General features: G+C 73.8%; 18 protein-coding genes. 11 read left to right on the forward strand and 7 right to left on the reverse strand.

The genetic code is table 11. The features are described from left to right. Nucleotides 1-80: 80 nt before the first annotated feature. From ABD106_RS00800 to ABD106_RS00820, 5 genes are read left to right on the forward strand one after another with little or no spacing between them, the layout of a single operon-like run. Nucleotides 81-611, forward strand: a complete 531-nt coding sequence (locus ABD106_RS00800; RefSeq protein WP_343916362.1) for a YceD family protein — start codon at nt 81-83, stop codon at nt 609-611. Between the two features lie 3 nt (nt 612-614). Next, nucleotides 615-818 carry a 50S ribosomal protein L32 gene (rpmF, locus tag ABD106_RS00805; protein WP_092918636.1) on the forward strand — a complete coding sequence of 68 codons (204 nt, stop codon included), beginning with the start codon at nt 615-617 and terminating at the stop codon, nt 816-818. 10 nt (nt 819-828) lie between these two features. Then, entirely contained in the window at nt 829-1,521 is a 693-nt protein-coding gene (gene rnc / locus ABD106_RS00810; RefSeq protein WP_343916365.1) for a ribonuclease III, read from the forward strand. A 1-nt stretch (nt 1,522) separates the two neighbouring features. Then, nucleotides 1,523-2,431, forward strand: coding sequence for a bifunctional DNA-formamidopyrimidine glycosylase/DNA-(apurinic or apyrimidinic site) lyase (gene mutM / locus ABD106_RS00815; protein ID WP_343916367.1), 909 nt, complete (start codon nt 1,523-1,525; stop codon nt 2,429-2,431). A 23-nt stretch (nt 2,432-2,454) separates the two neighbouring features. Continuing rightward, complete coding sequence (locus tag ABD106_RS00820; protein WP_343916369.1) at nt 2,455-3,087, forward strand: DUF2461 domain-containing protein; 633 nt, start codon at nt 2,455-2,457, stop codon at nt 3,085-3,087. A gap of 170 nt (nt 3,088-3,257) precedes the next feature. Here the strand turns inward: ABD106_RS00820 and ABD106_RS00825 are convergent, their stop codons facing one another. From ABD106_RS00825 to ABD106_RS00840, 4 genes are read right to left on the reverse strand one after another with little or no spacing between them, the layout of a single operon-like run. Then, a complete protein-coding gene (locus ABD106_RS00825; protein WP_343916371.1) occupies nt 3,258-4,670 on the reverse strand; it encodes an aldehyde dehydrogenase family protein in 1,413 nt (470 codons plus the stop codon). Beyond that, nucleotides 4,667-5,800, reverse strand: a complete 1,134-nt coding sequence (locus ABD106_RS00830) for a GNAT family N-acetyltransferase (protein ID WP_343916373.1) — start codon at nt 5,798-5,800, stop codon at nt 4,667-4,669. Before ABD106_RS00830 ends, ABD106_RS00825 begins: the two co-directional genes overlap by 4 nt. Beyond that, nucleotides 5,797-6,882 carry a GNAT family N-acetyltransferase gene (locus ABD106_RS00835; RefSeq protein ID WP_343916375.1) on the reverse strand — a complete coding sequence of 362 codons (1,086 nt, stop codon included), beginning with the start codon at nt 6,880-6,882 and terminating at the stop codon, nt 5,797-5,799. Before ABD106_RS00835 ends, ABD106_RS00830 begins: the two co-directional genes overlap by 4 nt. Further along, on the reverse strand, nt 6,879-7,955 hold the full coding sequence (locus ABD106_RS00840) for a GNAT family N-acetyltransferase (protein WP_343916377.1): 1,077 nt from the start codon (nt 7,953-7,955) through the stop codon (nt 6,879-6,881). Before ABD106_RS00840 ends, ABD106_RS00835 begins: the two co-directional genes overlap by 4 nt. Before the next feature lie 123 nt (nt 7,956-8,078). Between ABD106_RS00840 and smc the strand changes: the two genes are divergently transcribed. Continuing rightward, nucleotides 8,079-11,579, forward strand: coding sequence for a chromosome segregation protein SMC (gene smc / locus ABD106_RS00845; protein ID WP_343916379.1), 3,501 nt, complete (start codon nt 8,079-8,081; stop codon nt 11,577-11,579). 174 nt (nt 11,580-11,753) lie between these two features. Here the strand turns inward: smc and ABD106_RS00850 are convergent, their stop codons facing one another. Further along, the gene (locus ABD106_RS00850; protein WP_343916381.1) at nt 11,754-12,440 is read right to left on the reverse strand and encodes a hypothetical protein; all 687 of its coding nucleotides are present in this window, start codon (nt 12,438-12,440) and stop codon (nt 11,754-11,756) included. A 90-nt stretch (nt 12,441-12,530) separates the two neighbouring features. On the opposite strand from ABD106_RS00850, the gene ABD106_RS00855 reads away from it, so the two are divergent. Genes ABD106_RS00855 through ABD106_RS00865 form a run of 3 tightly spaced genes read left to right on the forward strand, consistent with a single transcriptional unit; the run spans nt 12,531 to nt 13,988 of the window. Continuing rightward, on the forward strand, nt 12,531-12,806 hold the full coding sequence (locus ABD106_RS00855; protein ID WP_343916383.1) for a type II toxin-antitoxin system Phd/YefM family antitoxin: 276 nt from the start codon (nt 12,531-12,533) through the stop codon (nt 12,804-12,806). Beyond that, a complete protein-coding gene (locus tag ABD106_RS00860) occupies nt 12,803-13,231 on the forward strand; it encodes a type II toxin-antitoxin system VapC family toxin (protein ID WP_343916385.1) in 429 nt (142 codons plus the stop codon). The genes ABD106_RS00855 and ABD106_RS00860 overlap by 4 nt, the downstream gene beginning before the upstream one ends. Before the next feature lie 28 nt (nt 13,232-13,259). Continuing rightward, nucleotides 13,260-13,988, forward strand: a complete 729-nt coding sequence (locus ABD106_RS00865) for an arginase family protein (RefSeq protein ID WP_343916387.1) — start codon at nt 13,260-13,262, stop codon at nt 13,986-13,988. 56 nt (nt 13,989-14,044) lie between these two features. Here ABD106_RS00865 and ABD106_RS00870 read toward each other — a convergent pair whose 3' ends face one another. Beyond that, complete coding sequence (locus ABD106_RS00870; RefSeq protein ID WP_343916389.1) at nt 14,045-15,412, reverse strand: FAD-binding oxidoreductase; 1,368 nt, start codon at nt 15,410-15,412, stop codon at nt 14,045-14,047. 72 nt (nt 15,413-15,484) lie between these two features. Here ABD106_RS00870 and ABD106_RS00875 point away from each other — a divergent pair, with 72 nt between their 5' ends. Next, entirely contained in the window at nt 15,485-16,633 is a 1,149-nt protein-coding gene (locus ABD106_RS00875; protein WP_343916391.1) for a class I SAM-dependent methyltransferase, read from the forward strand. 7 nt (nt 16,634-16,640) lie between these two features. Next, nucleotides 16,641-17,582: a DUF817 domain-containing protein gene (locus ABD106_RS00880; RefSeq protein ID WP_343916393.1), complete on the forward strand. Its 942-nt coding sequence runs from the start codon at nt 16,641-16,643 to the stop codon at nt 17,580-17,582. Between the two features lie 208 nt (nt 17,583-17,790). Here the strand turns inward: ABD106_RS00880 and ABD106_RS00885 are convergent. Continuing rightward, a partial coding sequence (locus tag ABD106_RS00885) for a DNA-3-methyladenine glycosylase family protein (RefSeq protein WP_425545695.1) occupies nt 17,791-18,346 on the reverse strand: 556 nt, incomplete at its 5' end.

Raw genomic sequence — 18,346 nt, forward strand, 5'->3', positions numbered from 1 at the left:
CGAGGCGGGGCGGCGTCGGGGCGCAGCGTGCGGGCCCGTAGACTGGAGGCATGGCCACCCCTCACCCGTTCACGATCTCCGTGCGCGACATCGTGCGGAAGCCGGGCCGGATGCGCGACGCCGAGCTGACCGCCCCCTTCGGCATGAAGGTCGGCGAGGGACTCGCGACCGTGCTGCCCGAGCAGCCCGTCGACCTCGACGTGCGACTCGAGAGCGTCCACGAGGGCATCCTCGCGACCGGCGAGGCCTTCGTCACCGCACTCGCGACGTGCTCGCGCTGCCTCGTCGAGTTCGACCTCGACGTCGAAGTCGACTTCCTCGAGCTCTTCGCGTATGCTGGTGCGTCGGAAACCGACTACCTGGTGGTCGACGAAACCGTCGACCTGCTTCCGGTGGTCAGGGACGCGATCGTGCTGGCGCTGCCGTTCCAACCGGTCGACAGGCCGGACTGCTCTGGACTGGATCCGGAGACAGGGGAGCGGCTCGAGCCTGGCACCGAATACGTCCCGACGGAGACCATCGATCCCCGGTGGGCAGCGCTCCAAAGTTTTGCCCGAGATGTGACCGACGACACGTCGGAAGATGACGCCCCGGCGTCGAAGAAGGAGTGAGCAATGGCTGTTCCCAAGAGGAAGATGTCGCGGTCCAACACCCGTGCGCGCCGTTCGCAGTGGAAGGCCGAAGCGCCCAAGCTCGTCAAGACGATCGAGGGCGGCAAGACCGTCTACAGCCTTCCGCACCGCGCGAAGGTCGTCGAGGACTCGGCCGGCACGCCGCTGTACATGGAGTACAAGGGCCGCAAGGTCGCTGACGTCTGATCTTCGTCCGTTGACGGAGCACCGACTGCTCGAGCAGCTCGGGGTCGAGATCGACCCCGAGCTGCTGTCGTTGGCGCTCACCCATCGGTCGTGGGCGTACGAGCACGGTGGCGCGCCGCACAACGAGCGCCTCGAGTTCCTCGGCGACTCCGTGCTCGGCCAGGCGATCACGATCGAGCTCTATCGACGCTTCCCCGACGCGACCGAGGGTGAGCTCGCGAAGCGCCGTGCCGGCGTCGTCTCGTCGGTCGCGCTCGCCGAGGTCGCCCGCTCGATCGGGCTCGGGCAGCACATCCGGCTCGGCAAGGGCGAAGCGGCATCGGGCGGTGCCGACAAGGCGTCGATCCTCGCCGACACGATGGAGGCCATCTTCGGTGCCGCCTTCCTGAGTGCCGGGCGCAGCGCATCCGCCGACCTCGTGCTCCGCCTCGTCGGCCCGCTGCTCGACGACCCCGGCCGCACCGGCGCCGCGCTCGACCCGAAGACCGCGCTGCAGGAGGTCGCGGCCGCGCAGGGCCGTGGCGCGCCCGTCTACGAGGTGGTCGCGACCGGTCCCGACCATGCCCGCACCTTCAGCGCGACCGTGCTGATCGACGACGAGGCGGTCGCCGCGGGCTCGGGCACGAGCAAGAAGGTCGCTGAGATGGCCGCGGCGCTCGCCGCGCACGGCAGGCTCACCGCCGCCGACAGCCTCCAGGCCTGACGTGCCGGAGCTGCCGGAGGTCGAGGTCGTCCGCGCCGGCCTCGCGCCCGCGGTCACCGGTGCGCGGATCGACGGCGTCGAGGTGCTCGACGCCCGCTCCGTCGCCCGGCACGCGGGTGGTCCCGTGGGCTTCGAGGCCGCGCTCGTCGGCCGCACGTTCGGCGTGCCGGCCCGGCGCGGCAAGTTCCTGTGGCTGCCGCTCGAGCCGCTGACTTCGGAGGTCTCGACGGGTGCCGTGTCGACGGATGCGCTGCTCGCGCACCTGGGGATGTCGGGCCAGTTGCTCGTGCGCGAGCCGGGCGCGGCCGCCGATCGGCACACGCGCGTGCGACTGCTGCTCGACCAGCCGCAGCACGGGCAGATCGAGGTGCGCTTCGCCGATCAGCGGATCTTCGGCGGCCTCGCCGTGCGACCGACCGCCGACGGGGTGCCCGACCTCGCCGCGCACATCGCGCTCGATCCGATCGACCCCGCCTTCGACGCATCCGCTGTCGCGAGGCGCCTGCGCATGCGCCGCCAGGGCGTGAAGGCGGCGCTGCTCGACCAGACGCTCGTGTCGGGCATCGGCAACATCTACGCCGACGAGGCGCTCTGGCGCAGCCGGCTGCACTACGCGACGCCGGGCGAGCGGCTCACGCAGTCGAGGGCGCTCGCGCTGCTCGCCGATGTGCGCGACGTGCTCGACCTCGCGCTCGCCGAGGGCGGCACGTCGTTCGATGCGCAGTACGTCAACGTGAACGGCCAGGCCGGGTACTTCGCGCACTCGCTGAACGCGTACGGCCGGGGCGGGCAGCCGTGCCCGCGCTGCGGCTCGATCATGGTGCGCGAGGCATGGGCGAACCGCTCGTCGACGCGCTGCCCGCGGTGCCAGCGGCGGCCGCGGGGCATCGCGGTCGCAGGCAACCGCTGAGCCGGTCGTCGTAGGCTCGAGGGATGGCATTCGACGGATTCGGTGACGAGGCGTTCGCGTTCTACCGCGAGCTCGAGCCCAACAACGAGAAGCCCTGGTGGCTCGCCAACAAGCATCGCTACGACACGTTCGTGAAGGCGCCGTTCGAGGCGCTCGCCGAGGAGCTCGAGCCGATCGCGAGCACGGTGAAGATCTACCGGCCCTACCGCGACGTGCGGTTCGCCCACGACAAGACGCCGTACAAGACGCGGCAGGGGCTGTTCGCGCAGCGCGCGCCGGGCATCGGCTGGTTCGTGAACCTCGACGCGACCGGCGTCTCGCTCGGCGGAGGCTTCTTCGGCGACGCGACGTTCACGAAGGCGTACCGCGCGGCCGTCGAGGCGGCAGCGCCCGGGACCGCGCTCGAGGGCATCGTCGCCGACCTGCGGGATGCGGGCTACGAACCGGGCGGCGAAGCCGTGAAGACGGCGCCGCGCGGTGTCGACCCGCAGCATCCGCGCATCGAGCTGCTGCGCTACAAGTGGCTCACCGCGAGGCGGCACGTCGAGCCGGCGGATGCCGGCGGGCCGGCGCTGCTCGACACGGTCTTCGACACGGTCGAGGACCTGCAGCCGCTCGTGCGGTGGGCGGGAAAGCACGTCGCGCCGAAGCGGTGATCTCGACTCGCGGCCGGCTCCGCCGGCTGCGGCTCGATCAGCGGGGACTCGCGGCCGGCTCCGCCGGCTGCGGCTCGATCAGCGGGGACTCGCGGCCGGCTCCGCCGGCTGCGGCCCGATCAGCGGGGACTCGCGGCCGGCTCCGCCGGCTGCGGCTCGATCAGCGGGCGTCAGCCGAGGATGCGCTTCGCGATGCGGCCGCGCAGCTCGGTGAACGGCGGGTAGATGATGCGCAGCGTGTCGATCGCCGTCGACTTCGACAGCACCGCCTTGCGGTGGCTGAACGCCTCGAACGAGTGCCGCCCGTGGTACGCGCCCGAGCCGCTCTCGCCGACGCCGCCGAACGGCAGGCCCGCGGCGCCGACCTGCGCGACCGCGACGTTGATGCCGAGCGAGCCCGACGACGTCTCCCGCTCGATGCGTCGCACCGCATCCCGGTCGCGCGCGAAGACGTAGAGCGCGAGCGGCTTGTCGCGGCCGCGCATCGCCTCGACGAAGCCGTCGACGCCGTCGACGGGGAGCACGGGCAGGATCGGCCCGAAGATCTCCTCCTGCATCACCGCCGCCGACTCGTCGACGTCGGTGAGGATGGTCGGGGCGACGTAGCGCGCATCCGCATCCACCTCGCCGCCGGTGACGACCGTGCCGCCGTCGAGCAGGCCCCGCAGGCGCTCGACGTGCCGCTCGGTGACGATGCGTGCGAAGTCGGGCGAGGTGCGAGCGTCGCCGAGCTGCTCGGACGTCGCGAGCCGCAGCTGCTCGACGAGCTCGACCGCCACCTCGCGGTCGACGCGGATGTGGTCGGGGGCGACGCACGTCTGGCCGGCGTTGATCCACTTGCCCCATGCGATGCGGCGAGCGGCTGCCGGGATGTCGGCGGAGCGGTGCACGTAGACGGGGCTCTTGCCGCCGAGCTCGAGCACCGTGGGCGTCAGGTGCTTCGCGGCGGCCGCTGCGACGACGCGCGCGATGCGGCCGTTGCCGGTGTAGAAGATGAGGTCCCACCGCTGTTCGAGCAGCGCCGTCGTCTCGTCGACGCCGCCCTCGACGATCCGCACCGATCGCTGGTCGAGGTGGCGGGGCGCGAGCTCGGCGAGCAGCCGCGAGGTCGCGGGCGCGACCTCGCTCGGCTTCACGACCGCCGCGTTGCCAGCCGCGATCGCGCCGACGAGCGGCGCGAGGGCGAGGTGCAGCGGGTAGTTCCAGGGCGCGATGATGAGCGTCGCGCCGAGCGGCTCGGCGATCGTGCGCGCCGTCGCGGGCTGCAGGGCGAGCGGCGCCGCGACGCGCGTGGGCGCCATCCAGCGGCGCAGGCTCTTGCGAGCTGCACGGGCCTCGGCGACGACGAAGCCGATCTCGGTCAGGTGCGCCTCGATGTCGCTCTTGCCGAGGTCGGCCTTCAGCGCCGCCTCCCACCGCGACGCGTGCTGCAGCAGCATCTGCACGAGCCCGTCGAGCTGCTGCTCGCGGTAGGCGCGCGAGCGCGTCAGCCCGCGGTCGACGGCCCAGCGCAGCTCGGCGGCGAGGCCGTCGAGGGACGCGGTGGTCGGAGTGCGGGCAGCGTGCGCGGGGGCGTCGGTCATGCCTCCATCGTGTCAGCGGTTGCTGTGGCTTCCGCTCGACCGAGTCGCTTCTGCCAGCCGCCCTCGGCACCGATGGGCACGAATCCGAGCGCCTCGTTGACCGCGAGCATCGGGCGGTTCTCCTCGGCGTTCCACGTGATGACGCGCGCGCGGTCGGGGTGCAGTCGGCCGAGCTGCAGCAGGTTCTCGGTCTTCACGAGCATGCCCAGGCGGTGTCCGCGGTGGTCGGCGTGCACGAGCGTGTCCTCCTGGAACGCGGGCCGCCCGGGTGCCGGCAGCACGAGCACCGTGAACGCGACGACCCCACCGCTCTCGCGGTGCACGGCGATCGCCTGCAGGATCGACTGCCCGGCCTCCTCGAGCTCCTCCTCCATGCGCGCGAGCCGCGCGGCATCCCACGACTCGTCGTCGACGTCGAGCCCCGCGCTCGGCGCATCGGTGACCATGCGCGCGTGGAGCGCCGCCATTCCGTCGGCGAACTCCGGCGGCGTGCGGCCCGGCCACGAGCGCACGTCGTACGCGTCGCCTGCGTGCTGCAGCGCATCCGCCCGGTCTCGCTCGAGCGTCGCCCGCACCGCGGCGACGTCGAGCACCGAGATGCGGTCGACCTGCTCGAGCGCGTAGCCCATCGACACCGCGAGCCGCGCGGCCGCATCGGCGGCGACCGCCCCGTGGCCACTCGCCGGCGCGATCGCCGCATCGCCCTCGACGGGCGCGCGGTGGTCGATCCACGCCTGCAGCGAGGTGGCGCCGAGCTCGATCGCGATGCGCTCGATGTGCTCGGCGATCGCCCGGCCCAGCCCGCGGCCGCGCTCCTCGGGCACGACCCAGGCCGAGAGGTAGGCGACGGATGCGCCCTCCTCGCGGTTGATGGCCGCGATCGACCGTCCCACGTCGCGCCCGTCCTCGACGGCGAGGAACCGTCGCACGATCTCGTCGTCGGGATGCCGCAGGCTCGCGACGATCTCGTCGACCGTCGTGTCGTGCGAGTCGTCGCCCCAGAACGCCTGCGTCACGCGGTTCGCCGTCGCGACGTAGCGCGCGATGCGCGAGAGCGCCGGCTCGTCGAAGGCGTCGGCGGGAGCCTCGATCTCGAGGTGCTCGAGGCCGCCGGTGTGCCCGTCGCTCATGGGGTCGCCTCCTTCCGCTGCCAGACGCCCTCGCTGCGGATGGGCGCGAAGCCGAGCGCCTCGTTCACGCGCAGCATCGGTCGGTTCTCCTCGGCGTTCCACGTGCGCACGATCGCCGTCCGCTCGCGGTCGGCGAGGGCGAGCAGGTTCGCGGCCTTCACGAGCATGCCGAGCCGGTGGCCCCGGTGCTCGCCGTGCACGAGCGTGTCGTGCTGGTACCAGGGCGCGCCGCCGCCGGCCCCGACGAGCGTCGTGAAGGCGACGACGGCGTCGGTGGATGCGTCGATCGCGATCGCGCGCAGCACCGTGCGGCCGCCGTCGAGCTGGCTCGACTCGTAGCGGTGCAGGCGCTCCGCGTCCCACGCCTCGGGCTCGTGCGCGAGGTCGGCGGAGGGCGCGTCGACCGACATGCGCGCGTGCAGAGCCGCGAGCGACGCGACGCGAGCGGTGGGCGTGCGGCCCTCCCACGTCTCGACCCGGTAGCGGGGGAGCGCGTGCGACCGGGCGTCGTCGAGGTGGGCGTCGAGCGCGGCCCGGGCGGCGTCGAGGCGCAGCTCGCTCATCCGCTCGACCTGCTCGAGGCCGAAGCCGAGCCGCTCGAGCAGCCGCACCTCGGACGAGCCCGCGGGCACGGCGCCGAAGCCCGTCGGTGGGGCGATCGTCGGGCCGGGGCCGGAGCGATGGCCCACCCAGGCCTGGAACGTCGTCGCGCCGCGCTCGCGCATCCGCTCGATGAGGTCGTCGGCGAGGGCCGCGCCGACGCCGCGGACGCGAGCGGCGGGCAGCACCATCACGTCGATCTCGGCGATCGTCGTCGCCTCGAGCAGCCCGCGCGACCCGTAGCCGCGGCCGGCCGGCACGCCGTCGAGCAGCGCGATCGTGCGCAGGTCGTCGGTCTCGCCGACCTGGCCGCGCCACTGCGCCCATGCCTCCCGATAGGAGAAGGCGTGGCTCTCGTCGCCGCCCCACGAGTCGGCGACGACGGCGTTCCGCACGTCGACGAGCGTCCGCAGCAGCCGTGCACCCTCGCTGTCGTCGTCCCAGGCGTCCGGTACCGGCACGTCGACGATCTCGATGCTCATCGCGACTCCTTCCACTGCCACTGCGCCTCGTAGGCGACCGGCAGGAAGCCCGACGCCTCGTTCACCGACAGCATGGGCCGATTCTCCTCGGCATTCCAGGTCACGATCCGCACGAGCTCCGGCCGCACCGCCCGCAGTCGCACGAGGTTGTCGAGCTTGAGGCGCATGCCGAGCCCGTGCCCGCGGTGGGGCTTCGTCACGAGCGTGTCGTGCTGGCGCGCGGTCGAGCCGGTGAGCGGCAGGATGAGCGTCGAGAAGCCGCCGAGCTCGCCCGTGGCGATCTCGCGCGCGGCGACCGTGAGCAGGGTGCGGCCGCCCTCCTGCACGGTGCGCTCGAACTCCGCGAGCCGCGCCTCGTCCCACGCCTCCGGCTCCCACGCGAGGCCCGCGACCGGCGCATCCGTCGACATCCGCTCGTACATCGTGCACATCGCGGCGCGCAGCTCCGACGGGGTGTCGCCGACCCAGCGCACCATCTCGTAGCCGGGGGAGCGCGTCTCGGCGGCGGTCAGCCGATCGTCGAGGTCGGGCAGGTCGGCGAGCGCGGCGACGCTCACGCGGTACACCTGCTCGAGCTCGTAGCCGCGAGCGACGAGGGGAGCGGCCTCCGGATGCGCCGGGTCGGCGGCGCCGAAGCCGCTGCGGGCGGTCACGGGCCCGGTCGCGGCGCCCACGGTCGACATGATCACGGTGGAGCGGCCCGCTCGCGCGGCCTCGTCGTGCGCGCGAGCGACGAGCAGCTCGGCGAGCTCCCGCTGCGCGGCCAGGCTCAGGTCGCTCGAGAGCTCCGGCTGCGCCTCGACGACGTCGGTCGAGTCGAGCAGGTTCGAGTAGAGGGTCATGACGCCCACGATGCGGTCGCCCTGCCAGGCGTGGAGGCGGTCGAGCCGGTAGTCGGCGTTCGACTGCAGGGAGGCGAGGAACTCGACGGGCGTGTTCACGTAGAGCCCTTCGCCGTAGCGCTCGGCGTTGCCGCGCTCGTTGAAGGCGAACGCGGCGCGGAACTCGTCGCCGACGGGGCCGAGCTCGTCGGGGCGCTCGGGAAGCGGCATGGGGCGGATGTCGATCTGCATGGGACTCTGCCGCTCGCCCCGGCACCGTACCGGCGGGCAGCCTTGCAGACTAGCGCCGCGCGCGCCGCACGCACAACGCGCGATCGCGCGGCTACGGTGGCTCCAGCACCAACCGGGAGCCGCATGCACCTCAAGTCACTCACCGTCAAGGGCTTCAAGTCGTTCGCGCGCGCGACGACGTTCCAGTTCGAGCCGGGCGTCACGTGCGTGGTCGGTCCCAACGGCTCCGGCAAGTCGAACGTCGTCGACGCGCTCGCGTGGGTGATGGGCGAGCAGGGCGCGAAGACGCTCCGCGGCGGCAAGATGGAGGACGTCATCTTCGCCGGCACGGCGACGACCGGTCCGCTCGGCCGCGCGCACGTCGAGCTCACGATCGACAACGCCGACGGCGCGCTGCCGATCGAGTACGCCGAGGTGCAGATCTCGCGCACGCTCTTCCGCAACGGCGGCTCGGAGTACGCGATCAACGGCGAGTCGTGCCGGCTGCTCGACGTGCAGGAGCTGCTGAGCGACTCGGGGCTCGGCCGCGAGATGCACGTGATCGTGGGTCAGGGGCAGCTCGACAACGTGCTCCAGGCGACGCCCGCCGACCGCCGCGGCTACATCGAGGAGGCCGCGGGCATCCTCAAGCACCGCCGCCGCAAGGAGAAGACGCTCCGCAAGCTCGACGCCATGCAGGCCAACCTCACGCGCCTGCAGGACCTCACGGGCGAGATCCGCCGGCAGCTCAAGCCGCTCGGCCAGCAGGCCGAGATCGCCAAGGAGGCCGCGACCATCCAGGCGACCGTGCGCGACGCCCGCGCGCGGCTCATGGCCGCAGAGGTGATCGGCCTGCGGCAGCAGCTGGATGCGTCCGCCCGCTCCGAGTCGGAGCGCAAGTCGGAGCGCATCGTGCTGCAGGAGCAGCTCGAGCAGGCGAAGCTGCGCGCGGGCCGCATCGAGGAGTCGATGATCGGCGACGACATCGACCGCGCCCGCACGGTCGCCCACGCGCTCGAGCGCGAGCTCTCGCGCCTGCAGTCGCTGCACGCGCTCGCCGGCCAGCGGCTCGCGCTGCTCGAGGAGGCGCCCGAGGTCGGCGACGCCGCCCCGCTCATCACGCCCGACATGGTGCAGGCCGCGCGCGACGAGGCCGCGTCGCTCGGCGCCCGGGTCGCGGATGCGGAGGGCCGACTCGGCAGGGCCGCCTCGGCGACCGCGCTGGCTCGCGCCGGCCTCGACTCGCTCGACGAGGAGATCGCCGCGCAGGCGGCGCTCGTCTCGCGGCACGACCTCGAGGCGGCCGCGCACCGCTCGAAGGTCGAGGTCGCGCAGTCGACGCTCGCCGCTCGCGAGGCCGAGGTCACACGGCGCGAGACGGCGCTCGCGAACGCCGAGCAGCGGCTCGCCGAGGCGCAGCGCGCCGCCGCCGAGCTCGGCGACGAGCAGACCGAGGGCGACGCGGAGTCGCTCGCGCAGCGCTACCGCGACGCCGACGACCGACAGGCGACGCTGTCGGCCGACCTCGACGAGCGCCGCGACGCGCTCCACGCGGTCGAGCGGGAGCGCGATGCGCTCGCGGCCCGCACCTCCGCCCTCACCGCGGCGCTCGCGACGACCAACGCATCCGCCGGGCTCCTCGACGCAGGGATCGCCGGCCTCGGCGGCCTCGTCGCAGAGCGCGTCAAGGTGAAGAAGGGCTTCGAGGCGGCGATCGCCGCGGCGCTCGGGTCGCTCGGCGAGGCCGTGCTCGCCGACTCCCGCGACGCTGCCGCCGCCGCGATCGAGCACGCCCACGAGGCGGGGCTCGGCCGCATCGAGGCGGTCGTGGCCGATGCGGCGCCGATGCGGCCCGACGCGCGGAAGGTCGCGGGCGCGGTGTCCGTGGAAGGCGCGGTGCACGCGCCGTCGGTCGTCGACGCACCCGCCGGCGTGCTCGGCGTGCTCGCGTTCACCTTCATCGTCGACTCGCTCGACGCCGCGCAGCAGGCAGGGCCCGCGATCACGGCGCTCGAGCTCGGCGCACCGGTGACGATCGTCACGCGGCGCGGCGACTACGTCAGCGAGTACCTCATGCGCGGCGGCAGCGACGAGGCGCAGTCGCGGCTCGAGCTGCTCGCCGAGCGCGACGCCGCGACCGAGCGGCTCGATGAGCTCTCGACGGCGATCGAGCGGTCGGCTGGGGCGCTCGAGGATGCGCGCCAGGCGCACCAGCAGGCGAAGCGCGACGCGCAGGCGGCGCTCGAGGAGCTGCGCGCGCACGACGCAGCCTCCGCGGCGCGCGGCGAGCAGCGCAGCCGCGCCCGGGCGAGGCTCGAATCGGCGACCGGCGAGCACCAGCGCGCCGAGGCCGCGCTCACCGAGGCGCGCCAGGGCATCCGCGAGGCAGTGGAGAGCGTCGAGGCGGCGAAGCTCGCGCTCGAGCGCTTCGAGGCGAAGCCGAGACCCATGCTCGACGCCTCGGCGCGCGACGGGATGCTCGCCGAGCTCGAGGCGGCGCGCACGGCCGAGACCGACCTGCGCATCGAGCTCGAGACGGCGCGCGAGCGCGTGCGGGCCGAGCTCGCCCGCGCGGCGGCGCTCGAGCGCGACGTCGAGGCGCAGCGTGCCCGCGCCGAGGAGGCCGCGCGCCGCGCGGTGCTGCGCGAGCGGCAGCGTGAGCAGGCCTCGCGCGTGGTCGCGGCGATCCCACCCGTGCTCGCGGTGGCCGAGCGCTCGGTGAACGACGCACGCCGCGTGCTGGCGGAGCGCGAGAGCGCCCGCCGCAGCCGCAACGAGGAGCTCGGCCGGCTGCGCCGCGACGAGGCGGGGCTGCGCGAGCGGCTGCAGGTGATCACCGAGCACGTGCACGTCGCCGAGATGGAGGCGTACGAGCAGCGCCTGCACCTGTCGAACCTGCTCGAGCGCGCCGGCAGCGAGCTGGGCCTCGAGGAGGCGGTGCTCGTCGCCGAGCACGCGCCCGAGGAGGGCTGGGACCGCAAGGCGGAGCAGGAGCGGCTGCAGGGCGCCGAGCGCAAGCTCGCGCGCCTCGGCCGCGTCAACCCGCTCGCGCTCGAGGAGTTCGCGGCGCTCGAGCAGCGGCACACGTTCCTCACCGAGCAGCTCGCCGACCTCGCCTCGACGCGCAAGGACCTCGAGCAGATCATCGCCGACCTCGACGTGACGATGGAGTCGATCTTCGCGGCTGCGTTCGAGGACACGAAGGCCGCGTTCACCGAGGTGTTCCCGATCCTCTTCCCGGGCGGCTCGGGCGCGCTCGCGCTCACCGACCCCGAGAATCTGCTGGAGACGGGCATCGAGGTCACGGTGCGGCCCGCGGGCAAGAAGATCGACCGCATCTCGCTGCTCTCAGGCGGAGAGCGCTCGCTCGCGGCGGTCGCGCTCATGGTCGCGATCTTCAAGGCGCGGCCGAGCCCCTTCTACATCATGGACGAGGTGGAGGCTGCGCTCGATGACGCGAACCTCGGCCGGCTCCTGACGGTCTTCGAGCAGCTGCGCGAGGCGAGCCAGCTCATCATCATCACGCACCAGAAGCGCACGATGGAGATCGCGGATGCGCTCTACGGCGTCTCGATGCGGCAGGACGGCGTCTCGGCGGTGGTCGGGCAGCGCACGACCCGCGAGCGCGAGCCGGTCGACGCGTAGTCGCTCCGCTGGTCGAGCCGCAGGCCGCAGGCGCGCCGCTCCGCCGGTCGAGCCGCAGGCCGCAGGCCCGCGAGTCGAGACCATCGCGCACAGCGAGCGGCGATTCCGCCTGCACGCCCCGAGCAGAGGCGATGCCGCGCCCGCAGCGCCCCGCCACCTCGGCCCGTGACGCGGTCAGCGCAGCGCCGGCACGACGAAGACCACGCCCTCGCCGTAGATGTCATCGAGCGCGGCCTGGACCGAGCCGTCGTCGTAGGTGACGTTGAGCACGACCGTGCCCCGCTCGCCCCAGCTGCCGAGCAGGTTCGGATCCTGGCGCGAGCTATCGTCCTGGATCGTCGAGAGATCCTGCTGCACGGCCGCGATGGTCGCCTCGTCGAGGTCGCCCTGCGGCGTCTCGACGGCAGGCAGCTGGATCGCAGCGGCGCTCATCGGCTCGCCGGTCGGAGTGAACGTCTGTGCGGCGGCGTCATAGGTGCCTTCGATCGCGACGCCTTGAGTCCAGCGCACGCCGCCCAACTCCTGGTGCTCGAACGCCGCCCAGTCCCAGTCGATCAGTTCCATGCCCGCGCACTGCGGCGGCGCGGACTCTGCCACGAAGCCGACGCACAGCCCGGCGATGCCGTCCTGCTCGAGCACGGTTCCGACGGCGAGCACGGGTTCGGTCGCGCTCGGCGTCGGCAGTCCGGCAAGCCGCGCCTGCGCGTCCGCGCCGGTGCTGACGGGAGCGGCGGGCGCGGTGGGGGAGTCGGATGCGCTCGGCGAGGCCGGCGCGTCGGGCGCCGAGCCCGCGCTCGCGCAGCCGGCGAGCGCGATGCTGAGCACGGCGGCCGCGATGCCGCTGACGATGGTGCGTCTCATGCCATCACCGTAGGTCGGTCCCGCGCGAAGCACAGCCCAACGTTCCCCGGTATTCGGACGTCAACGGTCAGATGTGGCTACAATCAGGCCATGTCGAGCGCCACAGCATCCCGTCGCATCGGGGTCCGGGCGCTGCGCGACGGGCTCAGCGCCCAGCTGCAGCGCGTGAAGGCCGGCGAGACGCTCGAGGTCACCGAGCACGGCAGGGTCATCGCATGGCTCGTGCCGGTCGAGTCGCCGAGTGTGATCGAGCGACTCATCGCCGAGGGGCTCATCGAGCTGCCGACCGGACCGGCGCATCCGCTGCCCGAGCCGATCAAGGGCACCGCCGGCGCGTCTGACCTCATCGCTGAGCAACGAAGGTGATCGCCTGCTTCGACACCTCGGCGCTCATGCCGCTCGTGCTGGAGGAGTGCGGCACCGAGCGCGCCCGGTGGGCATGGCGGTCGGCCTCGCGCCGAGTCGTCGCCTCCGTCACAGCGACCGAGCTCTACGCCGCGCTCGGGGCCGCGAGCCGAGCCGGCCGCGTCGCCGCCGACGTGCTGGACGACGCGCTGCGCGTTGCCGACCGGCTCCTCGCCGCGTGCGAGCACCGGGTCATCGATCGCGCGCTCGCAGCGGACGCAGGACTGCTCGCGGCCGAGGAGCGGCTGCGGGGGTATGACGCCATCCAGTGTGCCGTCGGACTCGAACTGCGCGCCGCGGGTGCAGTCGGCGTCGCGGGCGATCGCGCGCTGCTCGATGCCTGGTCCGGGCGAGGGCTGCAGACGATCGACATCCTCGCTTCCTGACTTCGGCTCAGTTCGCTAGCGTCGATGCATGACGGTGCTCCTCTCGCCCTTCCACCTCGACGAGCGGCTCGACGGGCCATGGCCGCTCGAGGCCGAGGCGACGATCGACCCGGCGCTGCCCGAGGCCGGCGCGTGGGAGCGCATGGCCGTCATCGCCGTCGACGTGGCGGATGCGGTGGCGGCAGCGCTGCGAGACGCCAGAGTGCCCGTCGTGCTCTCCGGCGACTGCGTCGCCGCGCTCGCCGTCGTCGCGGGCGTGCAGGCGGCGGGCGTCGAGCCCACGGTGGTCTGGCTCGACGCGCACGGCGACGTGCAGTCGCCCGAGACGAGCGCATCCGGCTATCTCGGCGGCATGCCGATCCGCCAGCTCGTCGGGGGCGCCGATCGCACGGTGCCCGACGCGCTCGCGCTGCGGCCGATCGACGAGGCCGACATCGTGCTGCTCGACGGCCGCGACCTCGACCCGCCGGAGGCCACGTTCATCGCCGGGTCGCGCATCCGCCACCTGCCGCTGCAGCCGGTCGTCGTGCCGTGCCCCATCGTGCTGCACGTCGACCTCGACGTCGTCGATGCTCGCGATGCCCCCGGACTGCTGTTCCCGGTGGAGGATGGGCCCTCGCTCGACATGGTCGTCGCCGTGCTGCAGCAGCTCGTCGAGCGCAACGACGTCGTGGCGATCAGCATCGCGTGCACGACCTGGGAGCGCTCGGGCCACGCGGCCCGGCGCATCGCCGAGCTGCTGGCCGCCGCCGCCTGACCGGACAGCGGGACCGGCCAGCGGGGCGGATCAGCGGCACGGCTCAGCGGGACAGCTCAGCGGGGCAGGCGCCCCTGGTGGAGCACGCGGCCCGGGTCTGCCGCGTCGCGGATCGCGCGCAGCCGCGCGATGTCGTCGGCGGTCGCGCACCGCTCGAGCGAGTCGTCCTCGCCGAGGAACGTCGGCACCATGCGCTCGGACGCGTGCGGGCGCAGCAGCGCGTCGAGCCCTGCGAGGGCGGCGGCACCGGCCTCGGGCGGCGGCCCCGGGAAGAGCGGCGCGAGCCCCATCGCGAGCCACGACGCGCCCGCGAGGTTCGCGAAGGCCGGCCGCGCCGGGGCGTCGAGCGCACCGCCGAGCATCCGCAGCGTGATGCCGACGAGCGGCGCCTGCTCCGGCCTCGCGCGCCACGCGAGCAGCTCGTCGATCGTCGCGTCGGGCAGGTCGTCGAGCGCGATCGAGCCGCCCCGGCTGGGCGTCGGGTCGGTCGGCTCCATCGACATCGCCGCCATCGCCGCCTGGCTGGTCGGGCCGAGCTGCTCGCGCACCGGCGTCGCCGCCGCGCGCACCGCGTCGAGCGGCGCGAGGTCGGCCTCGGCACGTGCGAGCACGTCGACGGTCATGAAGCTCTGCCCGCGCACCTCGGGCGGCAGCATCGGCGCGTCGGGCATCCGCATCGTCGAGACGAAGAGCCCGAGCCCCTCCGGCGCATCCGCCGCCGCGTCGCGCACCGCGCGCAGCACCGCCCCGCCGTCGTCGGCCGCGAACTGCAGCGAGCCGCCGAAGAGCGTCGGCGCCTCGAGCAGGTCGACCTCGAGCTCGGTCACGATGCCGACCGTGCCGCCCGCCCCGCGCAGCGCCCACATGGTGTCGGGGTCGGATGCGTCGTCGACGCGCTCCTGCGTGCCGTCGGGCCGCACGATCCACGCGGCCCGGAGCGACTGGGCGCCGAGCCCGACAGACCGGCTGAGCCACGAGTGGCCGCCGCCCAGCAGGTATCCCGCGGGGCTCACGACGCTGCTCGTGCCCGACGGCACGGCGAGCCCGGTGCCCTCGAGCGCGCCGATCACCGCGCCCCATGCGACGCCCGCCCCGATGACGGCGGTTCGCGCCTCCGTGTCGACCTCGAGCCGGTCGAACGCGGCGGTGCGCGTGAGGATCGCGCCCTCGAGCGCGCTCGAGGCGCCGTGCCCCCTCGGCTGCACGGCGACGGTGGTGCCGGTGTCGCGGGCGAAGCGGAGGATCGCGCGCACGTCGTCGACGCTCTCGGGGTGGGCGATCGCAGCCGGCCGCTGGTCGACGGCGAGGTTCCAGGGCGAGCGCTCGGCGTCGTAGGCCGGGTCGGCGGGCGTCGTGAGGCGGCCCGAGAGGGAGGAGGAGAGGGAGTCGAGGGGCAGGTCGCGATAACGCTGTTCCGTGGTCACGCGGGCGAACGTACACCTGGCGACCGACGCCCGCCAGACGCAGCCGCTCGCGAGGGATGGAAGGATCGTCCCGTGACCGATCGCGACGCACTCTTCTCCTCCTTGCGTCGCTGGCCCGACGTCGAGGACCCGACGCTGCAGGCGCACGATGCGAGCGACGCGCTCATCCTCGACGAGGCGGTCGAGCCCGGTCGGATGCCCGCCGACGTCGTCGTCATCGGCGACCGCCACGGCGCCCTCACGCTCGGCGCGCTGCACGACGGCGCCGGGCACGTGCGGGTGCACCAGGACTCGATCGTGGCGGAGCGGGCGCTCGCGGCCAACGCCGGGGCGCTCGGCGAGTCTCGCTTCACCCACCACCCGCTCGACGCCTCGCTCGTCGAGGGCGCGCGGCTCGTGCTGCTGCAGCTGCCCCGCTCGCTCGACGAGCTCGACGAGATCGCCGAGCTCGTCGCGACGCACGCCGACGAGGGCGTGCTGCTCGTGGCCGGCGGCCGCGTGAAGCACATGTCGATGAGCATGAACGCGCTGCTCGGCCGCAGCTTCCGCAGCGTGCACGCGACGCTCGGGCGCCGCAAGTCGCGCGTGCTGCGCGCCGAGGGGCCGCGCCGGCCCGGCATCAGCTGGCCGCGCAACCGCCAGCACGACGTCGCGGGCATGCCGCTGACGGTCGTCGCGCACGGCGGCGCCTTCGCGGGCACCTCGATCGACATCGGCGCGCAGACGCTGCTCGCGCACCTCGACGCGATGCCGGATGCGCGCGTCGGGCCAGACGCGATCGGACCCGGCGGGTTCGATGCCGTCGACCTCGCGAGCGGCACGGGCGTGCTGGGCGTCGCGCTCGCGCTCGCCCGACCCGGCGTGCGCGTGCTCGCGACCGACGCATCCGCCGCCGCCGTCGCGTCGACGATCGCCACCGCCGAGGCGAACGGCGTCGCCGACCGGGTGATCGCGCGGCAGGCCGACGGGCTCGACGACGTGCCCGACGCATCCGCACCGCTCATCCTGCTCAACCCGCCCTTCCACATCGGTGCCGTCGTGCACACCGGCATCGCCGAGCGGCTCATCGCCGATGCGGGCCGCGCGCTCGCCCCGGGCGGCGAGCTCTGGTGCGTGTGGAACAGCCACCTGGGCTACCGGCCGCTGCTCGACCGGATCGGAGCGACGCGGCAGGTCTCTCGCAACGCGAAGTTCGTCGTCACCGCGACGCGGCGCCGCTGAGCCGGCCGTGACCGCGCGCTCCGCCGCTGAGCCGGCCGTGACCGCGCGCTCCGCCGCTGCCCGCGAGTTCACCGCGGTCGAGGAGTCGATCGATCGCGTCGCGCACCGGCTGCTCGACGGCCGCGGTCGCTCGCGGTGGCGCCGCGTGGCGATCGAGCTCGGCGTCTTCACGCTCAAGCAGGCGTGGGCGTGCGTCTTCGGGGCACTGCTGCTCGCGTGCATCCTCGCGGCGCGGCTGTGGTGGCCCGACGACGCCGTGCTCGCTCGCAACGACGCGCTCACGATCGCCGCCGTCGTCATCCAGGCGGCGATGCTCGCGCTGCGGCTCGAGACGCTGCGCGAGCTGTGGGTCGTGGCGCTCTTCCACGTCGCCGGCACCGTCATGGAGCTCTTCAAGACCGACGTCGGCTCGTGGGCCTACGAGGCCGAGGGCATCCTGCGGATCGGCGGGGTGCCGCTCTTCTCGGGCTTCATGTACGCCGCGGTCGGCTCGTACATGGTGCGGACGATGCGCATGTTCGACCTGCGGTTCACGCGCTACCCGCCGCTGTGGGCGACGATCGTCGTCGCGGTCGGCATCTACGCGAACTTCTTCCTGCACCACTATTGGCTCGACCTCCGCTGGGTGCTCGTCGCGGCGGTCGTGCTCCTGTGGGGCGCGTGCACGATGCGCTTCCGCGTGCTGCGCACCCACCTGCGGATGCCCATCCTCGTCGCGTTCGCGCTCGTCGCGCTCGTCATCTGGGGCGCCGAGAACATCGCGACGTGGGGCGGCGCCTGGGCCTACCCCGACCAGGTCGACGGCTGGCAGCCGGTGTCGGCGACGAAGATCGTCAGCTGGTTCCAGCTCATGATCCTGTCGGTCGTGCTCGTCACGCTCGTCCACCGGCCGCGACCGCCGGTCGCCGACACACCGCCGCCGCTCCACGAGCGCGTCAGCGGCGCCTGATCGGATGGCGCGCAAGGAACCCGGCCACGTGTGAGGTGGCCGGGCTTCGTGCGCCGGGGTCGCAGAGAACCGACGGGAACGGTGTGGGGCCCCGCGCAGTATGCGTGCGTGGGGCCCCGGCCCTCGAATGAGGGTCGCCCTCCGGGGAGGGTCGCATCAGCATGCGCTCCCGATGCGGCGTGCGCAAGAGGCGGCGCTCCAAGCGGGCTCAAGCAGTGGTCGAAGGTTGCCCCGCGGCGGCCCAGCACCGCAGCATGAGCGCCGAGCGGTGGCCCTCGCACTCGGCGGCGAACGCGGCGAGCCGCGCGACGTCGTCGGCGATCCCCAAGCGCCGGGCACCCTTCCGCACGGCGACGTCGCCGAGCAGCAGCACGTCGGGATCGCCGAGGCGCAGCGACAGGTAGCCGACCGTCCACGGCCCGATGCCCTTGAGCTCGAGCAGGCGCGCGCGCATCGCCTCGAGGTCGGCCGCGGCGGAGACGTCGATCGCGCCCGTCGCGACCGCCTCCGCGGCCCGCCGCACGGTCGCGGTCTTCGCCGCCGGACCGCGCAGCACGTCGGCGCCCTCCGCGACCTGCGCCATGGTCGGGAAGCAGCGCTCGATGCCGTCCTCGGCGAGCGCGGCGGGCAGCGGGTCGCCGAGCGCGGCGAGCAGCCCGAGCTGCTGCGTGGCGGCCACGACGCTGATCTGCTGGCCGACGATCGCGCGCACGAGCATCTCGTGCGCGTCGGCGCAGCCGGGCTGCGCGAGCGCCGGCTCCGCC

The sequence above is a fragment of the Agrococcus citreus genome, from assembly GCF_039527715.1.
Taxonomy (GTDB): Bacteria; Actinomycetota; Actinomycetes; order Actinomycetales; family Microbacteriaceae; genus Agrococcus; species Agrococcus citreus.

Coding starts and splice junctions, on each gene's coding strand:
- rpmF (WP_092918636.1), top strand. CDS start 615: ATGGCTGTTCCCAAGAGGAAGATGTCGCGGTCCAACACCCGTGCGCGC.
- ABD106_RS00820 (WP_343916369.1), top strand. CDS start 2,455: ATGGCATTCGACGGATTCGGTGACGAGGCGTTCGCGTTCTACCGCGAG.
- ABD106_RS00825 (WP_343916371.1), bottom strand. CDS start 4,670: ATGACCGACGCCCCCGCGCACGCTGCCCGCACTCCGACCACCGCGTCC.
- ABD106_RS00830 (WP_343916373.1), bottom strand. CDS start 5,800: ATGAGCGACGGGCACACCGGCGGCCTCGAGCACCTCGAGATCGAGGCT.
- ABD106_RS00835 (WP_343916375.1), bottom strand. CDS start 6,882: ATGAGCATCGAGATCGTCGACGTGCCGGTACCGGACGCCTGGGACGAC.
- ABD106_RS00840 (WP_343916377.1), bottom strand. CDS start 7,955: ATGCAGATCGACATCCGCCCCATGCCGCTTCCCGAGCGCCCCGACGAG.
- smc (WP_343916379.1), top strand. CDS start 8,079: ATGCACCTCAAGTCACTCACCGTCAAGGGCTTCAAGTCGTTCGCGCGC.
- ABD106_RS00850 (WP_343916381.1), bottom strand. CDS start 12,440: ATGAGACGCACCATCGTCAGCGGCATCGCGGCCGCCGTGCTCAGCATC.
- ABD106_RS00855 (WP_343916383.1), top strand. CDS start 12,531: ATGTCGAGCGCCACAGCATCCCGTCGCATCGGGGTCCGGGCGCTGCGC.
- ABD106_RS00865 (WP_343916387.1), top strand. CDS start 13,260: ATGACGGTGCTCCTCTCGCCCTTCCACCTCGACGAGCGGCTCGACGGG.